Here is a 22,893-nt window from a genome sequence, read left to right on the forward strand (position 1 = left end):
AGATGCGGGCAAGCGTGAGGGCTTTGTCGGGAGCCATACTGCCTGCCCGAATAAACGGCAGCGTTTCCAATCTTGCTTTTCTGCTGCTGACGCCTCCTGCTTAGCGCCCTCCCCCTGTTTCGGGTTAAGATAGCGGCCATCGTTTTATCCCGGCCCCGCCGGAGCAGACCACAGGTACGCCATTGAACCGATTTACCCCATCCAGTGCGGCAAGCGGCCGCGAGCAGCAGGTCTTTACCGTCACCCGCCTCAACAGCGCCGTGCGCATGATCCTGGAGCAGGATCTGGGACTGGTGTGGCTGACCGGCGAGCTCTCCAATCTGGCGATACCAAGCTCCGGCCACTGGTACTTCTCCCTCAAGGACATGTCAGCTCAGGTGCGCTGCGCCATGTTCAAGGGCAACAACCGGCGGGTGGCGTTTCGCCCGCAGGATGGCATGCAGGTACTGGTGCAGGCGCGGGTCTCCCTCTATGAGCCGCGCGGCGACTACCAGCTGATCATCGAGTCGATGCAGCCGGCGGGTGACGGCGTATTGGCCCTGCGTTTTGAAGAGCTCAAACGCCGCCTCGGCGCCGAGGGGCTGTTTGACGAGAGCCGCAAGCGGCCGCTGCCCCGCGAACCTCGGGCGGTGGGCCTTATCACCTCAGCCACCGGCGCGGCTTTGCACGATATGCTGACGGTGCTCAAACGGCGGGCGCCGGACCTGCCGGTCTTTATCTACCCGACTCAGGTACAGGGGAGCGCCGCCATCAGCCAGATCGTCGCGGCGATCGCCAAAGCGAACCAGCGCGCCGAGGTGGATGTGCTGATCGTTGGCCGTGGTGGCGGATCCCTCGAAGATCTCTGGTGCTTTAACGAAGAGGCTGTGGCGCGTGCCATTGCCCACTCCGCCATACCTGTGGTGAGCGCGGTGGGCCACGAGGTGGATGTCACCATCAGCGACTTTGCCGCCGACTTGCGCGCCCCAACCCCGTCGGCCGCCGCCGAGCTGGTGGCGCCGGACAATCAGGCCCGCATCCAGCGCCTCGCCCACCTTAAACAGCGACTGCTGCAGGCGATGAACCGCCAGCAGACCGCCGCCCGCCACGATTTCATCCTGCTGCAAAAGCGGCTCGACCATCAGGATCCGAAGCGGCGGCTGGAGCAGCAGTCCCAGCGCCTCGACGAGCTTTCCACCCGTTTGCAACAGCTATTGCGCCAGCGGCTGCATCAGGCTGAGCGGCGCCTCACCAACCTTGAGCTGCGCCTGCAGGGCAAGAGCCCGGAGCGCCTCTTGGCAGCTGGCAAGCGCCGCCATCAGCTGGCCGAGGAGCGACTCTATGCCCTGATTGCCAAGCGGCAAGACCTTGCTAGCCACCGCCTCGCCATGCTCACCGCCCGCCTCGACGGGGTGAGCCCGCTCGCCACTCTGGGGCGCGGCTACTCCATCACCCGCACTGCGCGTGGCGACGTCATCAGCCGCGCCGATCAGGTCAACAGTGGCGATCAGCTCATCACCACCCTGGCGCAAGGGAGCCTGCAGGTGCGGGTCGAGGGGATCGTCAAGGACTCTGCGCAGTAGGTCGGCTGCATCAAACCACCAGCCAATCTGCTATTCAGCCCGGCAATCAGCCAAAAACAAAGGCCACCACCGCAAACACGGTGGTGGCCTTTTTTATCTCGGGCGCTGGCGCCCGCTCACCCCTTGGTACGGCGCGCCACCAGCGTGAACTTGTAATCATCGCTCTTGAAGAAGTTGCGACTGAACTCGAACACGGTGCCATCTTGCAAAAAGCCACGGGAGACCTTCTCGATAATGGGCTTGGCAGGGTCGATACCGAGCGCCTCCACCACCTGCGCCGAGGGGAGCACCGGAATGATCTCCTGCTCGCTGCGGTCAATCACCAGCTGCTTCACCTCTTCGATGTAGTGGTACTTGGAGCCCTGCATCACCGCATAGCTGAGATCGGGGAAGAGGGCGAGCGGCATCCAGGTCTCCTCCAGCGTTACCGCGATCTGGCGAATAAAGCGCACCCGCTTGACGTAGTAGACCAGCGCCCCTTCCAGCAGATTGAGCCGCTCGGCCAGCTCGCTGCTCGCCTTGATCACCTCGAAGGCAAGAATGTCGCTGTGGGTCTCGGCCGCCGGATCAGTCACCTTCTCGTAGAGGCTGGTGAGCTGATAGATGTCGTAGTTCACCTTCTCCTGCCGCACATAGCTGCCGCTGCCCTGAATGCTCTCGATGACGTTGAGTTCGGTCAGCTGCTTGAGGGCCTGGCGCACCGTCACCCGGCTCACCCCGAACTGCTCGCGCAGCTCGGCTTCGGTGGGCAGGGCATCGCCGGGAGCCAGCTCCCCTTGCGCAATCCACTGCTGGATGGTGTCGGCTATCTGGCGATACATGGGTTTTTTCGACACGAAAGGCCACCTCGTCGGCTCTGCACCATGATAAATGGAAGAGGCGCCATTCTACCCCAGTTACCAGGCAGACAAAACGGCTCAGCTCCATTTGACCTAACAAATCACCCTGAACGAACAATACAAAAACAATACAAATAATGAATTGTATGATACTACTCACAAAAATCAGTCGGCCGGTTTGTTAGCATCGCTGTCACTTTCACCATGACGGCTTGCTGGCAAGCCAACCTGACAGAGGATCATCATGAATCTGACCAGTCTTACCGGCCCCCATCTCATCACGTTGCAAACCCGGTTTGCCGATCGGGATGCGGCCATTCATGCTCTGGCTGATCGGCTCGATCAGGCCGGCAAGCTGCACGACAAGGCCGCCTTTCTGGCTGCGGTCATGGCCCGCGAGGCGCAGGGCCCCACCGCCCTTGGCGAAGGGCTGGCAGTGCCCCACGGCAAGTGCGATGCGGTGCGCGAAGCGGCCTTTGCCGTCGCGACCCTGAGCGAGGAGCTGGGCTGGGAGGGGATCGACGGCCCCGAGCCGGTCAACCTGATCTTCATGCTGGCGATCCCGACCGATCAGGCGGGCTCCACCCACATGCAGCTGCTCACCACCCTCACCACCGCCCTGGTGGATGACGATACCCGCGAGGCGGTGCTGGCGGCACAGAGTGCCGAGCAGCTGATGGCGCTGCTCGATGGTGAAGGGGATGGCGACAAGCAACCAGAAAAAGAAGACAACTTAAATACAAATAAACCCACTGTGGTCTGTGTCACCGCCTGCCCGGCGGGGATTGCCCACACCTATATGGCTGCCGAGTATCTGGAAAAGGCGGGGCGCAAGCTGGGCATTCGGGTTCTGGTCGAAAAGCAGGGTGCTAACGGCATCGAGGATCGCTTGCCGCAAGAGGCGCTCGATGCTGCGGTGGCCTGCATCTTCGCCGCCGAGGTGGCCATCAAGGAGCAGGAGCGTTTTATTGGCATCCCCCGGATCGAGACGCCGGTGGCCGAGCCCATCCGCCATGCCGAGCGGATCCTCAATGATGCGCTGGAAGCGGCCAAGGCCGGTCGCACCGCCCCGACGCCAAACCCCAGCCAGAGCGACGCGCCGACCGGCAAGAAGGTGAGCCTCAAGACCGAGCTCAAGCAGGCGCTGCTGAGCGGTATCTCCTTTGCCGTGCCGCTGATCGTGGCAGGCGGTACCGTGCTCGCCGTCTCTGTGCTGCTGGCCCAGATCTTCGGCCTGCAACATCTGTTTGATACCGAGAACTCCTGGCTCTGGATGTACCGTAAGCTTGGCGGTGGCATGCTGGGCACCCTGATGGTGCCGGTGCTGGCGGCCTATACCGCCTACTCGCTGGCAGACAAACCGGCGCTGGGCCCGGGCTTTGCGGCGGGACTGGCCGCCAACATGATTGGCTCCGGTTTTCTCGGCGGCGTGGTCGGTGGTCTTATCGCCGGTTACCTGATGCGCTGGGTCAAGCAGCATGTGCGCCTTAGCCCCAACTTCAACGGCTTTCTCACCTTTTACCTCTATCCGGTGATCGGCACTCTGGTGGCGGGTAGCCTGATGCTGTTTGTCATCGGCCAGCCGGTGGCCTGGCTCAACAACAGCCTCACCGAGTGGCTCAACGGCCTCTCCGGCACCAATGCGCTGGTACTGGGCGCCCTGCTCGGCTTTATGTGCTCGTTTGACTTGGGTGGCCCGGTCAACAAGGCGGCCTACGCCTTCTGCCTCGGCGCTATGGCCAACGGGGTTTACGGCCCCTACGCCATCTTCGGCGCGGTCAAGATGGTCTCGGCCTTTACCGTCACCTTCTCCACCCTGCTGGCGCCGCGCCTGTTCCAGACCTTCGAGATCGAGACCGGCAAGTCCACTTGGCTGCTGGGGCTGGCGGGGATCACCGAGGGCGCCATTCCGATGGCCATCGAAGATCCAATCCGGGTGATCGGCTCCTTCCTCGCAGGCTCGATCGTCACCGGCGCCATGGTGGGGGCCATGGGGATTGGTCTCTCCACCCCGGGAGCCGGCATCTTCTCCCTCTTCCTGCTCCACGATGGCGGCCACGGCGCCCTGATGGCTGCTGCCGTCTGGCTCGGTGCGGCGCTGGTGGGCACCCTTATCTCCACTGTGGTGCTGATCGGCTGGCGCCGTCACGCCATGCAACGCGGCACCTATCAGGTGGTCGCCGCAGAGTAAGGCTCATCTTCACAACCGGTTTTTCAACAGACTATTTTTTCCGCACGGCAGGCAAGGGCCGCCGTGCGTCAGCAAAGGATCATTGTCATGACAGTTTCACGAGTTCACATCACGCCGCACATGCACTGGGATCGGGAGTGGTACTTCACCACCGAGGAGTCCCGCATCCTGCTGATCAACAACATGGCGGAGATCCTGGCGCGGCTTGAATCCGACCCAGACTACAAGTTCTATGTGCTCGACGGCCAGACCGCGGTGCTGGAGGATTACTTCGCCATCCAGCCCGAGAACAAGGCCCGGGTGAAGGCACTGGTGGAAGCGGGCAAACTCATCATCGGCCCTTGGTACACCCAGACCGACACCATGCAGGTAAGCGGCGAGTCCATCCTGCGCAACCTGCTCTACGGGATGCGCGACTGCCTTAGCCTTGGTGAGCCGATGAAGATCGGTTACCTGCCAGACTCGTTCGGTATGTCCTCCCAGCTGCCCCACATTTTCAACGGCTTCGGGATCGAGCGGGCCATGTTCTGGCGCGGCTGCTCCGAGCGCCACGGCACCGACAAGACAGAGTTCCTCTGGCAGAGCAACGATGGCAGCGAGGTGACCGCCCAGGTGCTGCCGCTTGGCTACGCCATCGGCAAGTACCTGCCGGAAGATGAGGCTGGCATGCGCAAGCGGCTCGAATCCTACTTCGAGGTGCTGGAGAAGGCCTCGGTCACCCAGGATATCCTGCTGCCCAACGGCCACGATCAGATGCCGCTGCAACAGAACATCTTCGCCATTATCGACAAGCTGCGGGAGATCTACCCCCAGCGTGAATTCCACATGAGCCGCTTCGAGCAGGTCTTCGAGCGCATCGAGGCGTGCCGCGATCAGCTGGCCACCCTCAAGGGGGAGTTCAACGACGGCAAATACATGCGGGTACACCGCACCATCTCCTCCACCCGGATGGACATCAAGCTGGCCCACGCCGCTATCGAGAACAAGATCGTCAACATCCTCGAACCGCTGGCGAGCATCGCCTGGGCGCTCGGCTTCGAGTACCACCACGGGCTTTTGGAGAAGATGTGGAAAGAGATCATGAAGAACCACGCCCACGACAGCATCGGCTGCTGCTGCAGCGACAAGGTACATCAGGAGGTGATGACCCGCTTCATTCTGGCCGACGACATGGCCGAGAACCTGATCCGCTTCTACATGCGCAAGATTGTCGACAACATGCCGGTGGCGCTCTGTGAAGACGGGGTACAGGTGGCCGACAAGCTCTGCCTGTTCAACCTGATGCCCTTCCCCCGTCAGGAGGTGATCAATACCAGCATCCGCATTCGCGCCCAATCCTTTGCCCTGCGCGATGAAGCGGGCCAGCCGGTCCCCTACTTCATCCGCGCCAAGCGCGAGATTGACCCGGGGCTGGTGGACAGGCAGATCGTTCACTACGGCAACTACGACCCCTTTATGGAGTACGACATCCAGCTCTGCCATCCGCTGCCGTCCATGGGCTACTGCACCCTCCATATCGAGGGCAACCAGCCGGGACTGGCGCAGCCGGTGACGGCCAGCGGCGAGCTGCTGGAGAACGATTTTTACCGCATCGCCCTCAATGACAACGGCACCCTGCAGATCCTGGACAAGCTGCGCGGTACCACCTTTGATCAGGTGCTCACGCTGGAAGAGGGCTCCGATGATGGCGACGAGTATGACTACTCGCCGTTGCGCGACGAGTGGCTGCGCTACTCCACCGAGTTTGCGGTGACCCGCGAGGTCACCCATCAGGCGTGGCAGAGTATCGCGACCCTCAAACTGCGCATGGCGCTGCCTGCCAACCTCGCCGAGCGGGCCAACCGCCAGTGCAGCGGCCACCTCGATGTCACCTGCCGCATCACGTTGGCGCACCAGAGTCCGCGCATCGACATTGAGCTGGAGCTCGACAATCAGGCCGATGATCACCGGGTGCGGGTGCTGATCCCTACCCCCTTCCCGAGCGACACTGTGGTATCCGACAACCAGTTTGGCTGCATCACTCGCCCCACCCGCGACAGCGCCATGGCGAACTGGGAGGCTGAAGGGTGGAAAGAGGCCCCCATTCCGGTCTGGCAGCTGATGAACTTCGTCGCCCTGCAAGATGGCAAGCAGGGGCTGGCGGTGCTGAGTGACGGTCTGCGCGAGTTTGAAGTGATCGGTGAGCAGTGCGACACCCTGGCACTCACCCTGCTGCGCGGGGTCGGCGTACTCGGTAAAGAGGAGCTGCTGCTGCGCCCGGGTCGCCCCTCCGGCATCAAGCTGCCCACCCCGGACTCCCAGGTGCGTGGCAAGCTCAGCTGCCGTTTCAGCCTTCTGGCGTTTGCTGGCGATCACATCAGCGCCAACGTGATGCAGGCGGCGCGCAGCTACCTCACCCCGGTGCGCTGCTACAACAAGATCCCGTTCGATGCCATGAAGCTCAACAAGGCAAGCTTCACTACCCCGCTCCACTTCAGTCTGCTCACCATGGATCCCTTCGGTCCGGTGCTGAGCGCCCTGAAAAAGGCAGAGGATGAAGAGGCGCTGGTGATCCGGGTCTACAACCCGAGCGAACAGGCGGTACTGGAGGGTGGCAAAGTGAGCTGCGAACACGCCCTGAACGACTGGCAAGCGGTGCGGATGGATGAGCAACCCCTGCCCCTTGAACTGGCTGCTGGCGAATTTGGGGAGCTGGCGCCGTGCCACTCCCGCAGCGTACGCTTTCGGGTGGCTCGCGGCTAACCGCCGGTAACACCCACAGCTAGCAACAGGCGGGGAAGAGTCATCCCCTCCCCGCCTGTTTATCCCTTCAAGCTGGCCTGCCCCGCTTGATAAAGGCATAAAAAAATCCCCGCCAATTGGCGGGGATTTTGATTGGGTTCTGCTTCATCCCGCGAGCGGGAGAGCGCGCTTAGCTGGCCTTGCGCAGGATCTGCTCAAGGTAGTCGGCGAAGCGGTGACCGTGATGCTCCAGCAGTTTCGGGAACATGGAGATGGAGGTCATGCCCGGGAAGGTGTTGATTTCGTTGAGCAGGATCTCGCCTTCATCGGTCAGGAAGAAGTCGATGCGCGAGAGGTGGGTCAGTTTCAGCTGACGGAACGCCTTGAGGGCATACTCGTGGATCGCATCGGCCTGCGCCTGGGTCAGCCCCTCGGCACGCAGTGCCGTCTCGGTATGGCTGGCGCTGCTGTACTTCTCTTCATAGGTGTAGAACTTGTCCTGCGGCACACAGATCTCGCCCGGATAAGTGGCCACCAGCTCGTCACCATACTGGTAAACCGCCACTTCCAGCTCGCGCGGCTTGACCGCTTTTTCGATCAGTACCTGTTCGGAGTAACCGAAGGCATCGGCAATGCCTTTCACCAGATCCGCTTCGTTGCTCGCGGAGTAGCAGCCAACGGAAGAGCCTTGCGAGGCCGCCTTGATAAAGACCTTGCCCCACTTGGCCAGCGCAGCCTTCGCCTCGGCAAGCGCCGCGTCATTTTGCTCGGTCAGGAACAGATATGGGGTGTTGGGAATGCCGATAGCGGAGAGCCAAAGCTTGGTGCTGATCTTGTTGAAGCAGATCTTGCTCGCCTCGGCATCGCAACCGAGATAGGGCAATCCGGCCAGTTCGAGGAAGGATTGCAGATCGCCGGTCTCACCCGGGTAGCCGTGGATGCAGGGCACCACGTAATCCACCGGACGGGCCACGCTGTCAAACGAAAGCAGCTTGTCGAGCCCCAGCTTGCACTCGCGGCCATCGGCACTGAGCCAGCGATCGGCGAACATCTCGACGCGGGTCACTTCGACACCGGGCAGAAGGCCCAGTTGTTGCTCGAGGAAATTGGCGCTGCGCAGAGAAACCTCGTGCTCTGAGCCACCGCCGCCGCACAGCAGCAAGACATGCATGTTCTTCATTAGATGTGATCCCTTGGGAAAAGCGGCCTCGTCATGACCATTTGATAAGCCAACCACCATAAAAACCGGACGAAGCCAGATACGAACATAAGTGCGCGCCAGTGTAGCAAGGGAGATCAACCCTTGTCAGCTGATGGGAGACCCATGACCCCACTTCTTGCAGTGAAAAGTCTCCCCTGTGTCAAAATCGGGACACATTGCCCCTCAGCGCGGGGGATCGACCCTTCCCATGCCGTTGCCATTGACCCGAAACCAGCCGGCAATGCTGTAGCGCTCGCGATTGGCAGGCAGCACCTCGTGGGGAAACTCCTCGGAGAGAAACATGACCAGCCGCCCCCCCTTGGGGCTGACATCCATCAGAAACTGCTCCTTGTCGTCATACATGCGCAGCACTCCACCCGCTTCGGGCAGCCAGTCGTTGTTGAGGTAAAACACGGTGGTAAGACGGCGGTTGGAGCGACCGGCAAAGGCATCCCGATGGGTGGCGTAAAAATCCCCGCTGCGATAGCGGGCGAAGTGGGCCTCGTAGTCGAACAGCCCCAGCATCAACATCCGGTTGGCGGCAAGACGCAGGGACTCCATCCGGGCGAGGTAGTCAGCCACCGGCGCACCGAGGGAGGGCTCCAGCCAGTGGATCTGGTCACGGCGAATATCGGGATTGCCCTGGTGCAGGGCGTCACGGCCGATCCCGGCCGGTTGCCATTCGCCTGGCAAACAGGCTTTGAGGGCATCCACCTCGGCGGCGGTCAAAAAATCATCCACTATCACCCATCCCCGGGTGTAAATGGCATCCATGGCAGCTTGATAGTCCAAGATTGGCTCACAATGAGTGGAGAGAGGGCGCTTTGTAGCGACTTAGCGGCAAAGTCACAAACCGGTTTGCTTCTCTTGAGAAGTCCCAACATCAATACGCGAGTTGCTGCCCGCCTCCCCGCATTTTTGTCGCCAGTTGTGATCCCGCCCTGCCAAAGAGCGTATTGGCTGTCGAAACTGTGATGGCCCTTGCAATCGGGACGAGGAGGCGCCGCGGCCTCCTTGCGGTACCAAGAGCCAACCGATACCGTAGCCGCATCGCCATGTTGCTGTTCATCCGGCGCTTGTCTCTGTCACCGACCGAACCACTCACGGCACAACCCGCGCATCACCCACGAAAGGATCTTCTCATGCCTCTGCCCGATCTCACTTTGCAACGACTGGATGGTACCCCCTACCCGCTGACTCAACTGGCGGGCAAGGTGGTGCTGGTGGTCAATGTGGCCAGTCGCTGCGGCTTTACTCCCCAATATGAAGGGCTGGAAACGCTCTATCGGGAGCTCGGCCCCAAGGGGCTGGTGATTTTGGGCTTCCCCTGCAACCAGTTTGGCAATCAGGAGCCGGGGGATGCGGACGAGATCGCCCGCTTCTGCTCCCTCGACTATCCGGTCACCTTCCCCATCATGGCCAAGTGCGATGTCAACGGTGAGCATGCCCACCCCTTCTACCAGTGGCTCAAGCAACAGAAACCGGGATTTCTTGGGCTGGAAAACGTCAAATGGAACTTCACCAAGTTCCTGATCGACCGCGATGGCAACGTGGTAGAGCGTTTCGCCCCCCAGGCCAAACCGGAGAGTCTGGCCGAGCAGATCCGCGAGATGCTCTGATGCTCCCGCACCGTTTTACGCCACTGCGTTGAACGATTGTATGGCGGCCGGTGCGACAGCTACTGCGCAGCGGCCGCTCTTTTGCTATATTACGGCCCCACTATCTTTTCCATATCGTGGCTGGCCCCAACATGCTGGCTACCCGTTGAGCCAAAGGCTCATCTCAGGAGTTTCTCTCGAACATGTCATTCAACGAACTGGGTCTGTCTCCGCATATTCTGCGGGCCGTCAAGGAGCTGGGTTACGAACAGCCAACCCCCATCCAGCAGCAAGCGATTCCGGCCATTCTGGCCGGTCAGGATGTGCTCGGCGGCGCTCAGACAGGCACAGGCAAAACGGCCGGTTTCACCCTGCCGATGTTGCAGCGTCTGCTGGCCAACCATGGTCGTGGCCGTCGTCAGGTGCGCGCACTGGTACTGACCCCGACCCGCGAACTGGCGGCACAGGTGGGCGAGAGCATCATCAAGTATGCCCACCACCTGCCATTCAAGACTCTGATCGCCTATGGCGGTGTCAGCATCAAGCCCAATCTGGACGCCATCAAGCTGGGGGTGGACATTCTGGTCGCCACCCCGGGCCGTCTGCTGGATCTGCTGACCCAGTGCGCCCTGACCCTGAGCCAGCTGGAAGTGCTGGTGCTGGATGAAGCGGATCGCATGCTCGACATGGGCTTTATCGTCGACATCCGCCGCATCATGAAGGCGCTGCCTGCAGAGCGGCAAACCCTGCTCTTCTCTGCCACCTTCTCAAACGACATCAAGGCGCTGGCGGATGATCTGCTGAACGACCCCACCCTGATCGAGGTTGACCCCAGCAATACTGCTGCCGAGCAGGTAACCCAACGCATCATTCAGGTGGATCGGGAACGCCGCCGCGAGCTGCTCTCCCACATGATTGGCCGTGGCAACTGGCAGCGGGTGCTGGTGTTTGTTCGCACCAAGCAGATCGCCGACCGCCTCGCACAGCAGATGCAAAAAGATGGTCTCAATACCGTGGCGATCCATGGTGACAAGAGCCAGGGTGCCCGCAACCGGGCGCTGGCCGATTTTCGCAGTGGCGAGGTGCGGGTGCTGGTAGCGACCGATATCGCCGCCCGCGGTCTCGATATCGATCAACTGCCCTACGTGATCAACTTTGAACTGCCCCAGATGGCGGAGGATTACATCCACCGTATCGGCCGTACCGGCCGCGCCGGTCGTGGCGGCGAGGCCATCTCGCTGGTCAGCCAGGACGAGCTGGGTCAGCTCAAGGCTATCGAAGCCCTGATCGGCCAATCCCTGACCGTGGAGATCCTGGAAGGGTATGAGCCAAGCGGCAAGCCGAGTCGCCAGACTCTGCCGGGCAGCAAGCCGGTGCAGAACCCGCCTCGGTCTCGCGGCCATGCCAACGCCAAAGGCAAGCCAGCCGCGGGCAAGGGCAAAGCCAAAGGCGACGCCAGCAAAAAGCCTGCCCAGGCTCCTCAAAACAAGTCCCGCAAGCGGGAAGTAGTGGGCGAGGATATCGGCTTTGCGCCAATGCGCCGCTTGCCCAAAGCAATGCGCGACAGCTATCAGGAGAGCAGCGACGAGTAAGCTCGCGCGACGCTGACTGCCAAGCCAAAAGAGGGAGCCTGCAAGGCTCCCTCTTTCGTTATGGATCGCACGGAGCCATGTAAGTGCTCCGTGCAAATGCTCCGCTCGGGCTCAAACCAGCGAATGGCGTACCGCGGCAGTACCATGGCTGGGCGGCGCTGAACCATCGAGCGGATTGAGCTGCAAGAACTCGAACAAGCCAGCCTGCATATTGACGTTCCAGAAGCGTCCGGCGAGGGTGAGTTGCAACCGTGCATTCTCGATCTCGGCCAGCCCGTGCTGCTGCCAGGCGGCAAAAAGCGGCATCAGATGGGTCAGCAAAGGCGCTGGCAGACGATCCAGCGCCAGCACGCCACTGTCGAGGGCGCCACGCAGCAGACCGTCCATCCTTGCATTGGGATTGCGTCCCATCACCATCCCGGGCGCCCGCTTGCCACTGGCCAGCGCGTCGTGCCAGGGGGCCAGATCCCGTCCATACATCAAGCCGTGGCCAAGAATGCTGCCCCCAGCACCGGCGCCAAAGGGGAGGATCTCGGCACCGCGCTTGGCCATCTGGTTATAACGACTCTGCTCGGCCGGACTGCGCCGCCAGTGACTGCAAGAGAGGCGCTCCCAGCCGTGAGCTTCCAGTTGCGCTCCGCCATAGGCATACATGGCCGCCCGCTGCTGGCCATCGGCGAGCCAATCCAGGGTGCCCTTCTCCTGCGCCCGCTCCAGATTGGTGCCCTGCATGGCGATGAGCTGATAGAGATCGACCCCGTGTACACCGCTCGCCATCACATCGCGGATATCCTGCTGCCACACGGCATCATCCTGACCGGGCAGACCAAAGATGAGATCCGCCACGATCACAGCCGCATCATCCCGGGTCAGCTCACCCAGACGGGTCAGCAGCGTCTCCCTGTCATCGAAACGGGCCGCCTGCTGACGCACCCGGGTATCAAAGCTTTGCACCCCGAAGGAGAAGCGGTTGAAGCCCCCCGCCAGCGCAACCTGCCATTTCTCATCATCAAAGCCGTTGAGACGTCCCTCCAGCGTCACCTCGGCATCCGCCGCCAGCGGAAAACGGCGGATCACGGCGGCCAGCATGGCCAGCTCGTCGGCGCTCATGTCGGTCGGCGTACCGCCCCCCACATAGACGGCTGAAAATGGCATGCTCTGCGCCAGCGGGGTGTCAGCTGCCTGCGTAAGAGAAGTACAGAGGGCGTTGACATAGCGGTTGATCCGCGCCGGATTGGCGCCATTTTCAAAGAAATTGCAGAAGCTGCAGCGCTTGCGGCAAAACGGAATGTGGATGTAGAGGGCGCGCTCCTCAGCTTCACTCTCTCGCTGCCACCAGCTCTGCCAGCCAGCCTCATCCAGCGGGAAGGGGCGCATCCCTCCCCGACTGGCGTGAGCCGAGGTCTTGGCGCTAAAAGCAAACTTGAGGGGATCCGGCGTGGCAATACCGGTCATGGAAGGGGTCAGATTCATGATGGTCACTATTATCAGCAAATAATGACAATGATAACGATTATCGTTACTGGCAATTTGTTCTGGATCAACCCGAGGAGCAGCCTCCCTCCCGAAAGGCATTTTGGCAACCTGCATTACCGATCTGCTTAACAGATTATTTACTCAAGAGTGGTTATCGTGTGCCGATAGAGAACCATCTCCCGCCGTTTCTTCGTCTACGATCAAGATGATACGGGATCACATAACAACACCAAGCGCATGGAACTTGCCCAAAATGCATAACCTCTCCTTGAACTGGAAAATATTCCTCCCTCTTGCGCTGGTCATCAGCACCACCTTTGGCCTCTGCTTCGAACTCTCCGCCTGGCTGCAACGGGATCTCGCCATCCGGCTGGCAGAGGAGAAAGTTGAGAGCATGGCCAACACCTATATGGATCAGGTGAACGTGTTGATGATGACAGGTGGCATGGCCAACCGGCAGATAGTGCAGACCAAACTCAAGAGTGAAGCGGGCATCGTTGAGGCCCGTCTGGTGCGCGCCCCCGCCGTCAGCAACCTGTTTGGCCCGGGTCACCCGGATCAGAAAGCGCAGGATCCCCTCGATGAGCGTGCCATCAATCAGGGCGAAGCCATCCTGGAGCAGCAGGGCAACCGGCTCACCCTGATCAAACCGTTCAAAGCCTACAAGGAGTATCGCGGCACCCAGTGCCTCACCTGTCACCAGGTCAATGAAGGAACCGTGATGGGGGCAGTGCGGATCAGTTATGACCTCAGCCACACCTTCGGCGAGATCCGCCACAACAACCTGATCCTGAGCGGCAGCCTGGCCGCCGTCTTCAGCCTCGGCTTCGGCTTGCTCTGGTGGGTATTGCAACGCTACGTGAAACACCCACTGCGCCAACTGCAGCTCACCATGATCCGGATGGCCAAAGAGCGCGACCTCGCCCTCCCCCTGATCAATCACAGCCGGGATGAACTGGGCCAGATGACCCGCGCCGTCAATGACATGGTGCAGGGCTTCCGCCACAGCCTGCAGGAGGTGGAAGGGGCAACCCACCAGCTCTATCAGGAGTCAAACCAGATCCGTCAGGTGGCGACCCAGACCGAAAACTCGGCCCGCCAGCAAGAGGGGATGACCACCCAGGTCGCCGCCGCCGTCAGCGAGCTGGCCGCCAGCTCTCATGAAGTCCGCGAACATGCCCGCCATAGCGCCGAGCTCTCCGCCCTCACCAATCAGGATGCCGCCGACACCAGCCGCCTCGCCCAGCACTCCATCACCGATATGGGCGAGATGTCGGCAGAGATTGATCGGGTGGATCAGGTGATCCAGCAGCTCGACAGCCGTTGCCTGGCGGTTGACGGTGTGCTCGAGGTGATCAAGGGGATTGCCGATCAGACCAACCTGCTGGCCCTCAACGCTGCGATTGAAGCGGCGCGGGCAGGTGAGCAAGGCCGTGGCTTTGCGGTGGTGGCCGATGAAGTACGAGCCCTCTCCAACCGCAGCCGCGCCGCCAGCGAAGAGATCTCACAGATGATCGCCGCCCTGCAAAATGAGGCCCAGAGCGCAGTTACGGTGATCGGGGATGCAAAAAGCAAAGCCGATGAGAGCATCAGCAAGACCGAAGCGACCCTGGCAGCCATGCAGAACATCATCGAGCGCATCGCCCGCATCAACGACCTAAACGCCCAGATGGCCCAGTCGGCCGAAGAGCAGGACAGGGTCTGCCATGAGGTAGACAGTTCAGTAAGCGATATTCGCAACACCTCCAACGACACCCTGGGTCAGGCACACGCCGCCAACCTAGCCAGCATCCAGCTGGTAGAGCAGTGCCAGAAACTGGAAGCGCTGCTCAAAACCTACCGCTGGTAATCCACTTCACCAACGAAAAAGCGCGACCCAAGGGTCGCGCTTTTGCTTTATGGATTCGATTTGGCCGAACGGCAGCGTTGCTGTTCCAGCGCCGCCAGGATAGCTTTAACGGGCGTTACGGGTTGCGACGGCATCAGCCAGGTTGCGCAGCAGCACTTCGGTATCAGCCCAACCGATGCAGGCATCGGTGATGCTCTGGCCAACAGTGAGTTCACACCCTTCCACCAGATCCTGACGGCCTTCTACCAGATGGCTCTCCACCATCACACCAAACACCGCCTTGCTGCCGGCACGCAGCTGACCGGCCACATCCTCGGCCACCACCATCTGGTTCTTGAACTGCTTGCTGCTGTTGGCATGACTAAAGTCGATCATCACCTTCTGCGGCAGACCGGCCTTCTCCAGCCCCTTCACAACTTCGCTGACATGGGCCGCGCTGTAGTTCGGCTCACGACCACCACGCAGAATGATGTGACAGTCCGGGTTGCCGCGGGTCGCCACGATGGCGGAGTGACCGTATTTGGTGACCGACAGGAAGTGGTGCGGCGCACTGGCCGCGCCAATGGCATCGATGGCCACCTTGATGGTACCGTCAGTGCCGTTCTTGAAGCCCACCGGACAGGAGAGACCGGAGGCCAGCTCGCGGTGTACCTGGGATTCAGTGGTACGGGCACCGATCGCGCCCCAGCTCATCAGATCCGCCACATATTGCGGGGTGATCATGTCGAGGAACTCGGAGGCAGTTGGCAGCCCCATGTCGTTGAGATCCAGCAACAGCTTGCGACCAATGCGCAGACCGTCGTTGATCTTGCAGCTATTGTCGAGGTACGGATCGTTGATCAGCCCCTTCCAGCCCACTGTGGTGCGCGGTTTTTCGAAGTAGACCCGCATCACGATCTCCAGCTGATCTTTCAGCTCGTCACGCAACGCCTTGAGGCGCTTGCCGTACTCCAGCGCGGCGACCGGATCATGGATGGAGCAAGGACCAATCACCACCAGCAGACGATCATCTTCGCCGGCCAGGATATTGTGAATGGCCTGACGGGATTCAAAAACGGTGGACGAGGCAACTTCGGTAGCCGGAAACTTCTCAAGCACCGCAACCGGGGGTAATAACTCTTTGATTTCACTGATACGAACGTCGTCGGTTTGATGCTGCATGACAAGGCTTCCTGCTAGATGACTGCGATTAGGAAATCTCAACATAGCCCGCGACAGCGCATGTGTAAATAGGAAATTACAGCAATCACAAAACTATTTTATATGGCAATCTTGCAAGTTATTGAAATGATGCTAAGCGAAATAGAAGTGCGGATAAGGAAGGCAAAAAGGCCCGCTCAGCGCGGGCCCGAAGCGTCGGTGATGACGGGTTTGTCAGTGATCAGCCACGCTGACTGATACTGGCCAGCTTGTCGAAGTAATCCGGGAAGGTCTTCGAGGTGCACTTGGGATCATTGATGGTGACCGGTGTATCCGACAGCGCCACCAGCGAGAAGCACATGGCGATACGGTGATCGTTGTAGGTATCGATCTCGGCATGCTTGAGCTGGGTCGGCGGGGTCACGGTGATGAAGTCATGCCCCTCCTCCACTTCGACGCCCAGCTTGCGCAGCTCGGTCGCCATGGCGTGCAGACGATCGGTCTCCTTCACCCGCCAGTTGTAGATATTGCGAATGGAGGTCGGCCCCTCGGCAAACAGCGCGGCAACGGCGATGGTCATGGCCGCATCGGGAATATGGTTCATGTCCATATCCACTCCGTGCAGCGGCGCCTGCTCCGCCTCGATGAAATCATCACCCCAGGTGATGCGCGCGCCCATCTTCTCCAGCACGTCGGCGAAGTGGATATCACCCTGAATGCTGTGCTTGCCGATACCGGTGACCCGCACCTTGCCCTTGATGGCGCCCGCCGCGAGGAAGTAGGAGGCGCTGGAGGCATCCCCTTCCACCAGAAAGTCACCCGGACTGATATAGGTCTGGTTGCCCTTGATGTAGAACAGCTTGTAGTTGTCGTGCTCGATGACCACCCCGAACTGCTTCATGATGTGCAGGGTGATGTCGATGTAGGGCTTGGAAACCAGCTCCCCCTTGATGTGGATCCGGGTATCACCGGCCGCCATTGGCGCCGCCATCAAAAACGCGGTCAGGAACTGGCTGGAGACGGAGCCGTCGACGTGCACATCGCCGCCCCACAGCCCCTTGGCATCCACCACCAGCGGCGGATAACCATCGTGTTTCAGGTACTGGATATGGGCACCCGCTTCACGCAGGGCATCCACCAGATGGCCGATGGGACGCTCTTCCATGCGCGGCTCGCCGCCCAGGGTATATTCACCGGAGCCCAAGCACAGGGCGGCGCACAGCGGTCGCATCGCAGTACCGGCGTTGCCGAGGAACAGATTGACCGGCTCTTTCACCGCAAAGCTGCGACCCAGACCCTGCACGGTACACTCGGTCTTGTCGGCGGAGAGCTTGTACTTGACCCCGAGCTGGGTCAGCGCAGCCAGCATATGACGAATGTCATCGCTGTCGAGCAGGTTGGTCAGACGGGTGGTGCCACGAGCCAGCGCCGCCAACAGCAGCGCACGGTTAGAGACACTCTTGGAGCCGGGCAGATTGACCTCACCGGCCACACGAGAAATGGGTTCCAAACGCAACGAATTCATAGACTTCCTGTGCTATCTCAAAAATAAACGCCTGTCCGGACGTTAACAGCCTGCGTCCCGCTCGGCAAGGGCACTTTCAGGGGAAATCGCACGGCAAACGCCAGCGCGCTGGTTCTGTTGAAAAAAAGACGCCGGGGTATCCCCGGCGTCTTGAATCACTGCAATAGCTGGAAGCGGCTCACTGGTTGTCACGAGAGGCCACCAGCAAACACATAGGGGCTCTGTTCTCAGCCGTTGCGCTTGGCAAAACCATCCATAAAGCTCACCAGGGCCTTCACTCCCTCCAGCGGCATAGCGTTGTAGATGCTGGCGCGCATGCCACCGACGATGCGGTGTCCTTTGAGGGCCAGCAGACCAGCCGCTTCCGATTCGGCCAGGAACTGCTTGTCCAGCTCGGCATTTTTCAGCTGGAACGGGATGTTCATCCGCGAACGGCAGCTGACATCCACCTGATTGCCATAGAAGCTCGACTGATCGAGATAGTCATACAGGAAGTCGGCCTTCTCCTTGTTGCGCGCTTCCATCGCCTCGAGGCCACCCTGTTCTTTCAGCCACTCGAACACCAAACCGGCCAGATACCAGGCGTAGGTGGGCGGCGTGTTGAACATGGAGTCGTTCTTTGCAGTGAGCTTGTAGTCAAAAATCGAGGGGACATCGGCTCTGGCCTGATCCAGCAGGTCATCTCGCACGATGGCGATGGCAAGCCCGGACGGCCCGATATTCTTCTGGGCACCGGCATAGATGATGCCAAAGCGGCTCACGTCGAGAGGACGGGAGAGAATGGTGGAGGAGAGATCTGCTACCAGCGGCACCTCGCCAGTGGCCGGGATGTCGAACATCTCGATGCCGTCAATGGTTTCGTTCGGACAGTAGTGAACATAGGCCGCATCGGCGCGAAACGCCGGGGTCGGCAGCAGGTGGGAGATCCCCTGCTCGTTCTTGGCAACACCCTGGAAGGTCTGGATATCGCCATACTTTTTGGCTTCATCCACCGCGCTCTGGGACCAGACACCGGTCAGCAGAAAGTCCGCTTTCTTGTTGGCCCCGCCCAGCAGGTTCATGGGCACGGCGGAGAACTGACCGCGGCCGCCACCGTGCATGAAGAGCACCTTGTAGTTGTCCGGCACCGCCAGCAGCTCGCGCAGATCCGCTTCGGCCTTCTCGGCAACCGCCATGTAGGGCTTGCCGCGATGGGAAAGCTCCATGACCGAGGCTCCCAGCCCCTGAAAATTACAAAATTCGCGCTGGGCGCGCTCCATGACTTCAACCGGCAGCATGGCGGGGCCGGCGCAGAAGTTGTAAATCTGTTTGCTCATGACGCTTTCCGTGAGTGGATGAGAGTAATCGATGACTTGTCAGGTTTTACACAAGAGCCGCCACAGGATCAAAGGCTTTTTGGGAGCTGGCTCAACCTTTTACCATCACTCTGCATCCCCCTTGCAGTAGAAAAAGCCCTGAACGGGTCAGGGCTTGCAGGGAACATGCACAGAAATGGCGGGCAGAGCGCATAAACGACCACAGCTCAGCCATTTCTGACAAATTTACAGTTTGGCGGTGAGCTCAGGCAGCAGGGTGAAGAGATCCCCCACCAGCCCGTAGTCCGCCACCTGAAAGATGGGGGCGTCGCTGTCCTTGTTGATGGCCACGATCACTTTCGACTCCTTCATCCCCGCCAGATGCTGGATGGCGCCCGAAATACCGACCGCGATATAGAGCTCGGGCGCCACCACCTTGCCGGTCTGCCCCACCTGCAGATCGTTGGCGACATATCCCGCATCAACGGCGGCCCGCGATGCCCCCACCGCGCCGCCCAGCTTGTCGGCCAGCGCCTCAATCAGAGCAAATTGCGCCTTGGAGCCCAGCGCCCGACCACCGGAGACCACCACCCGAGCGGCTGTCAATTCGGGCCTGCTGGAGCGCACCGCGCGGCGCTCGACCAGCCGGGTACGGCCAGCGAATTCGGGCACGGCCAAGTGCTCGATAAGAGCCTGTCCGCCCGTCGCCGCCTTGGCAAACGCGGTGGCCCGCACCGTCATCACCTTGACGGGTGCCGAGCTTGCCACTCTGGCAATGGCATTGCCCGCATAGATGGGGCGCAGGAAGATGTCGCTGCTCTCGATAGCCGTCACCTCGGAGAGCATCTCCACCCCGAGCCGAGCCGCGACCTGTGGCAGCAACGCCTTGCCCATGGTACTCGCCGCCATCAGACAGTGGCTGTAACCTTTGCACCAGCTGGCCAGCAGCTTGTCCACCCCATCCAGCAGCCCGTCGGCCAGCAGGGGATGTTCGGCAAGCAACACCTTGTCGACGCCGCTGAGGGCTGCCGCCTGTTCACCCGCCTCGGTCAGCCCCTGCCCGAGCAACAGCAGGTCGACCTGACCGCCGATGGCTCCGCCGATGGCTCCGGCGGCGGTGACCAGTTGTGCCACGTTGTCGGCCAGATGACCCTGATGATGTTCGGCAATGATCAGCACGCTCATGGCAGCACCTTCGCTTCGTGTTTGAGTTTGTCCACCAGCTCGTCCACCGAGCCCACCTTGATCCCGGCGCTGCGGGCTGGCGGCGCCATCACCCCGAGCAAGCGGGTCTGATTGGCCACCTCAACGGCGAGTGTCGAGAACGGGGCGCTATCAAGCGGCTTGCGCTTGGCCTTCATGATGTTGGGCAGCGAGGCAAAGCGCGGTTCATTCAAACGCAGATCGGCGCTTACCACCGCAGGCAACGGCATGCCCAGGGTCTCTAGGCCACCGTCGATTTCGCGAGTCACCAGCAGTTCTCCCGCTTCCACCTTGAGGGAGGACGCGCAGGTCGCCAGCGGCCAATCATTGAGGGCAGCCAGCATCTGGGCCACCTGATTGTTGTCTGAATCGATGGACTGCTTGCCGAGCAGCACCAGATCCGGCAGCTCCTGCTCACACACCTTGTGCAAGGCGCGGGCGACAGTCAGCGGGGTGAGCGTCTCATCAGTGACATAATGCAGCGCCCGATCCGCCCCCAGCGCCAGCCCATGGCGCAGTTGCTCGGCGGCAGCGTCAGGGCCAAAGGTCACCACCACCAGTTCGCTGGCAACCCCGGCTTCCCGCAGCCTGACCCCCTCCTCCACCGCAATTTCACAAAAGGGGTTGATCCCCATCTTCACATTGGCGAGCTCCACGTCGGAGCCGTCTCCCTTCACCCGGATCTTGACGTTGTAGTCGACTACCCGTTTGATCGCGACCAGCAGCTTCATGGGGTCATGCCTCGTCTCTTTGGATTGAATTCATTAGTGTGCCTCTGCGTTTGTTGCAGTACGCCCTTCCCTGATTTTTTGCTTTTTCTTGCTCAGTTTTGCTTACAACTGCTTTACGTTTACGTAAACTACCAGCATTACCCTAGGCCAACCAGAGCGCAGAGGCAAGATGGAACGGGAAGCAATGGAATTTGATGTCGTCATCGTCGGCGGCGGTCCGGCGGGGCTCAGTGCAGCCATCGCCCTGAAACAGCAGGATGCCACTCTCTCTGTCAGTCTGCTGGAGAAGGGGGCCGAAATTGGCGCCCATCTGCTCTCCGGCGCCCTGTTTGATCCCGTCGCCTTGCAAGAGCTGCTGCCGGATTGCTGGCAGCAAGCGCCGCTCGGCGTGCCGGTCAGCGACGATCAGGTTCATCTGCTGCAAAGCGAGCAACGTTCCCTGCAACTCCCCGCCTGGGCGGTGCCACCCCGGATGCACAATGAGGGCTGTCACATCGTCAGCCTCGGCAATCTCTGCCGCTGGCTTGGCCAACAGGCGGAAAAACTGGGAGTCGAAATATACCCAGGATTTACCGCCAGCGAACTTATCATGGAAGCGGGCCGGGTCAAGGGGGTCATCACCGGCGATCTGGGGCTGGATCGGGCGGGCAATCCAAAAGCTGATCATGTGCCCGGCATGGCGCTGCTCGGCCGCTACACCCTCTTTGCCGAAGGGGCCCGCGGCCATCTCGGCAAACAGCTGATCGCCGACTTCAACCTGGCAAGCCCTGCCCAGCCCCAGCACTATGCCATCGGCTTCAAGGAGCTGTGGCAACTGCCAGTAGGTCAAGGCAAAGCGGGACAGGTGCTGCACGGCAGTGGCTGGCCCCTCGGCAAGCAAGGGGGCGGCAATAGTCACGGCGGTTTCTACCTCTATCACATGGAGGAGGATCAGGTGGCAGTCGGGCTGATTGTCGATCTCAACTACCAGAATCCCTGGCTCAGCCCGTTCGACGAATTCCAGCGCCTCAAACATCACCCGCTTATCGCTGGCGTGTTGCAAGGAGGTGAGCGCATCAGCTATGGCGCCCGCGCCATCACCAAGGGGGGCTGGCACGCCCTGCCCCGCATGCACTTCCCGGGCGGCCTGCTGATCGGTTGTAATGCGGGCACTCTCGACTTTTCCCGCATCAAGGGGATCCACACCGCCATGAAGTCCGGCATGCTGGCGGCAAAAACCGTCGCGATGGCCCTGCGGGGGGGCGATGAAGGGGGCCGGGATCTGGCCCAGTATGGTGACGAGCTGCACCAGAGCTGGCTGGCCCGCGAACTCAAGGCGGCGCGCAACTTCGGCGCGGCGCTTCACCGCTATGGTCCCTGGTTAGGCGGTGCCTTCAACTGGCTGGAGCAACGGCTGTTTGGCGCAAACTCGCCCTTCAAGCTGCTCGATAAGGCTCACGATTACCGTCAGCTGCGCGTTGCCAGCCGCTGCGAGCCCATCCATTATCCCAAACCCGATGGCAAGCTGAGCTTTGACAAGCTCTCGTCTGTGTATCTGGCCAACACCAGTCACGACGAGGATCAGCCTTGCCACCTCAAGCTGCAGGACGAGCGCATTCCGGTCGAGGTCAATCTGCCCACCTGGGCCGAACCCGCCCAACGCTACTGTCCGGCCGGGGTGTTTGAGGTACTGGAAATGGAAGGCGCGGCCAAACTGCAGATCAACTCCGCCAACTGCATCCACTGCAAGACCTGTGACATTAAAGATCCCAGTCAAAATATCGTCTGGACACCGCCACAGGGAGGCTCCGGGCCCAATTATCCCAATATGTGATGAAGCGGGGCAGCGGCAACAAGCAGCCCCAGCTAGCCCTCCTCCAGCCAAAGGCTGGGTTCTACCCCGCATAGCCGCTCAGGTGATCCGACCTCGCTGTTTTTTTGAACAAACAAGCTGAATCCCTGATGAATAGCCCCTGACAAGCGCGGCCCGC

General features: G+C 60.8%; 16 protein-coding genes. 7 read left to right on the forward strand and 9 right to left on the reverse strand.

Going from position 1 to position 22,893, the window contains the following annotated elements:
* The first annotated feature begins 182 nt into the window (after positions 1-182).
* Positions 183-1,562, forward strand: a complete 1,380-nt coding sequence (gene xseA / locus I6L41_RS07720; RefSeq protein ID WP_216963145.1) for an exodeoxyribonuclease VII large subunit — start codon at positions 183-185, stop codon at positions 1,560-1,562.
* A gap of 116 nt (positions 1,563-1,678) precedes the next feature.
* Here the strand turns inward: xseA and I6L41_RS07725 are convergent, their stop codons facing one another.
* Entirely contained in the window at positions 1,679-2,398 is a 720-nt protein-coding gene (locus tag I6L41_RS07725) for a GntR family transcriptional regulator (protein ID WP_005360030.1), read from the reverse strand.
* A 247-nt stretch (positions 2,399-2,645) separates the two neighbouring features.
* Here I6L41_RS07725 and mngA point away from each other — a divergent pair, with 247 nt between their 5' ends.
* Positions 2,646-4,592, forward strand: a complete 1,947-nt coding sequence (gene mngA / locus I6L41_RS07730) for a PTS 2-O-a-mannosyl-D-glycerate transporter subunit IIABC (protein ID WP_216963148.1) — start codon at positions 2,646-2,648, stop codon at positions 4,590-4,592.
* A gap of 87 nt (positions 4,593-4,679) precedes the next feature.
* Entirely contained in the window at positions 4,680-7,334 is a 2,655-nt protein-coding gene (gene mngB / locus I6L41_RS07735) for a mannosylglycerate hydrolase (RefSeq protein WP_216963151.1), read from the forward strand.
* Positions 7,335-7,503: 169 nt separating this feature from the next.
* On the opposite strand, the gene I6L41_RS07740 is transcribed toward mngB, so the two are convergent.
* Positions 7,504-8,493 carry a D-alanine--D-alanine ligase gene (locus I6L41_RS07740; RefSeq protein WP_110303865.1) on the reverse strand — a complete coding sequence of 330 codons (990 nt, stop codon included), beginning with the start codon at positions 8,491-8,493 and terminating at the stop codon, positions 7,504-7,506.
* 204 nt (positions 8,494-8,697) lie between these two features.
* Positions 8,698-9,306, reverse strand: coding sequence for a 2OG-Fe(II) oxygenase (locus I6L41_RS07745; RefSeq protein WP_058057456.1), 609 nt, complete (start codon positions 9,304-9,306; stop codon positions 8,698-8,700).
* Positions 9,307-9,656: 350 nt separating this feature from the next.
* Between I6L41_RS07745 and I6L41_RS07750 the strand changes: the two genes are divergently transcribed.
* The gene (locus tag I6L41_RS07750; protein ID WP_042080383.1) at positions 9,657-10,133 is read left to right on the forward strand and encodes a glutathione peroxidase; all 477 of its coding nucleotides are present in this window, start codon (positions 9,657-9,659) and stop codon (positions 10,131-10,133) included.
* Positions 10,134-10,315: 182 nt separating this feature from the next.
* Positions 10,316-11,704, forward strand: coding sequence for a DEAD/DEAH box helicase (locus I6L41_RS07755; RefSeq protein WP_216963156.1), 1,389 nt, complete (start codon positions 10,316-10,318; stop codon positions 11,702-11,704).
* 111 nt (positions 11,705-11,815) lie between these two features.
* Here the strand turns inward: I6L41_RS07755 and hutW are convergent, their stop codons facing one another.
* Positions 11,816-13,177, reverse strand: coding sequence for a heme anaerobic degradation radical SAM methyltransferase ChuW/HutW (gene hutW, locus I6L41_RS07760; RefSeq protein WP_216963159.1), 1,362 nt, complete (start codon positions 13,175-13,177; stop codon positions 11,816-11,818).
* Positions 13,178-13,433: 256 nt separating this feature from the next.
* Here hutW and I6L41_RS07765 point away from each other — a divergent pair, with 256 nt between their 5' ends.
* A complete protein-coding gene (locus I6L41_RS07765; protein ID WP_160880453.1) occupies positions 13,434-15,029 on the forward strand; it encodes a methyl-accepting chemotaxis protein in 1,596 nt (531 codons plus the stop codon).
* 105 nt (positions 15,030-15,134) lie between these two features.
* Here the strand turns inward: I6L41_RS07765 and aroG are convergent, their stop codons facing one another.
* From aroG to I6L41_RS07790, 5 genes are all read right to left on the reverse strand, one after another.
* Complete coding sequence (aroG, locus tag I6L41_RS07770) at positions 15,135-16,190, reverse strand: 3-deoxy-7-phosphoheptulonate synthase AroG (protein ID WP_042080388.1); 1,056 nt, start codon at positions 16,188-16,190, stop codon at positions 15,135-15,137.
* A gap of 220 nt (positions 16,191-16,410) precedes the next feature.
* Positions 16,411-17,694, reverse strand: coding sequence for a 3-phosphoshikimate 1-carboxyvinyltransferase (gene aroA, locus I6L41_RS07775; protein WP_005351267.1), 1,284 nt, complete (start codon positions 17,692-17,694; stop codon positions 16,411-16,413).
* Between the two features lie 227 nt (positions 17,695-17,921).
* Positions 17,922-19,010 carry a 3-phosphoserine/phosphohydroxythreonine transaminase gene (gene serC / locus I6L41_RS07780; RefSeq protein ID WP_120414429.1) on the reverse strand — a complete coding sequence of 363 codons (1,089 nt, stop codon included), beginning with the start codon at positions 19,008-19,010 and terminating at the stop codon, positions 17,922-17,924.
* A gap of 225 nt (positions 19,011-19,235) precedes the next feature.
* Positions 19,236-20,174 (reverse strand): electron transfer flavoprotein subunit alpha/FixB family protein, encoded by a 939-nt coding sequence (locus tag I6L41_RS07785; RefSeq protein WP_216963162.1) that lies wholly within the window; start codon positions 20,172-20,174, stop codon positions 19,236-19,238.
* Positions 20,171-20,923 carry an electron transfer flavoprotein subunit beta/FixA family protein gene (locus I6L41_RS07790; RefSeq protein ID WP_216963164.1) on the reverse strand — a complete coding sequence of 251 codons (753 nt, stop codon included), beginning with the start codon at positions 20,921-20,923 and terminating at the stop codon, positions 20,171-20,173. The genes I6L41_RS07785 and I6L41_RS07790 overlap by 4 nt, the downstream gene beginning before the upstream one ends.
* 169 nt (positions 20,924-21,092) lie before the next feature.
* Between I6L41_RS07790 and I6L41_RS07795 the strand changes: the two genes are divergently transcribed.
* Positions 21,093-22,736 carry an electron transfer flavoprotein-ubiquinone oxidoreductase gene (locus I6L41_RS07795; protein WP_216963167.1) on the forward strand — a complete coding sequence of 548 codons (1,644 nt, stop codon included), beginning with the start codon at positions 21,093-21,095 and terminating at the stop codon, positions 22,734-22,736.
* The last annotated feature ends 157 nt before the right edge of the window (positions 22,737-22,893 follow it).

The sequence above is a fragment of the Aeromonas sp. FDAARGOS 1411 genome, from assembly GCF_019047125.1.
GTDB lineage: Bacteria > Pseudomonadota > Gammaproteobacteria > Enterobacterales > Aeromonadaceae > Aeromonas > Aeromonas veronii.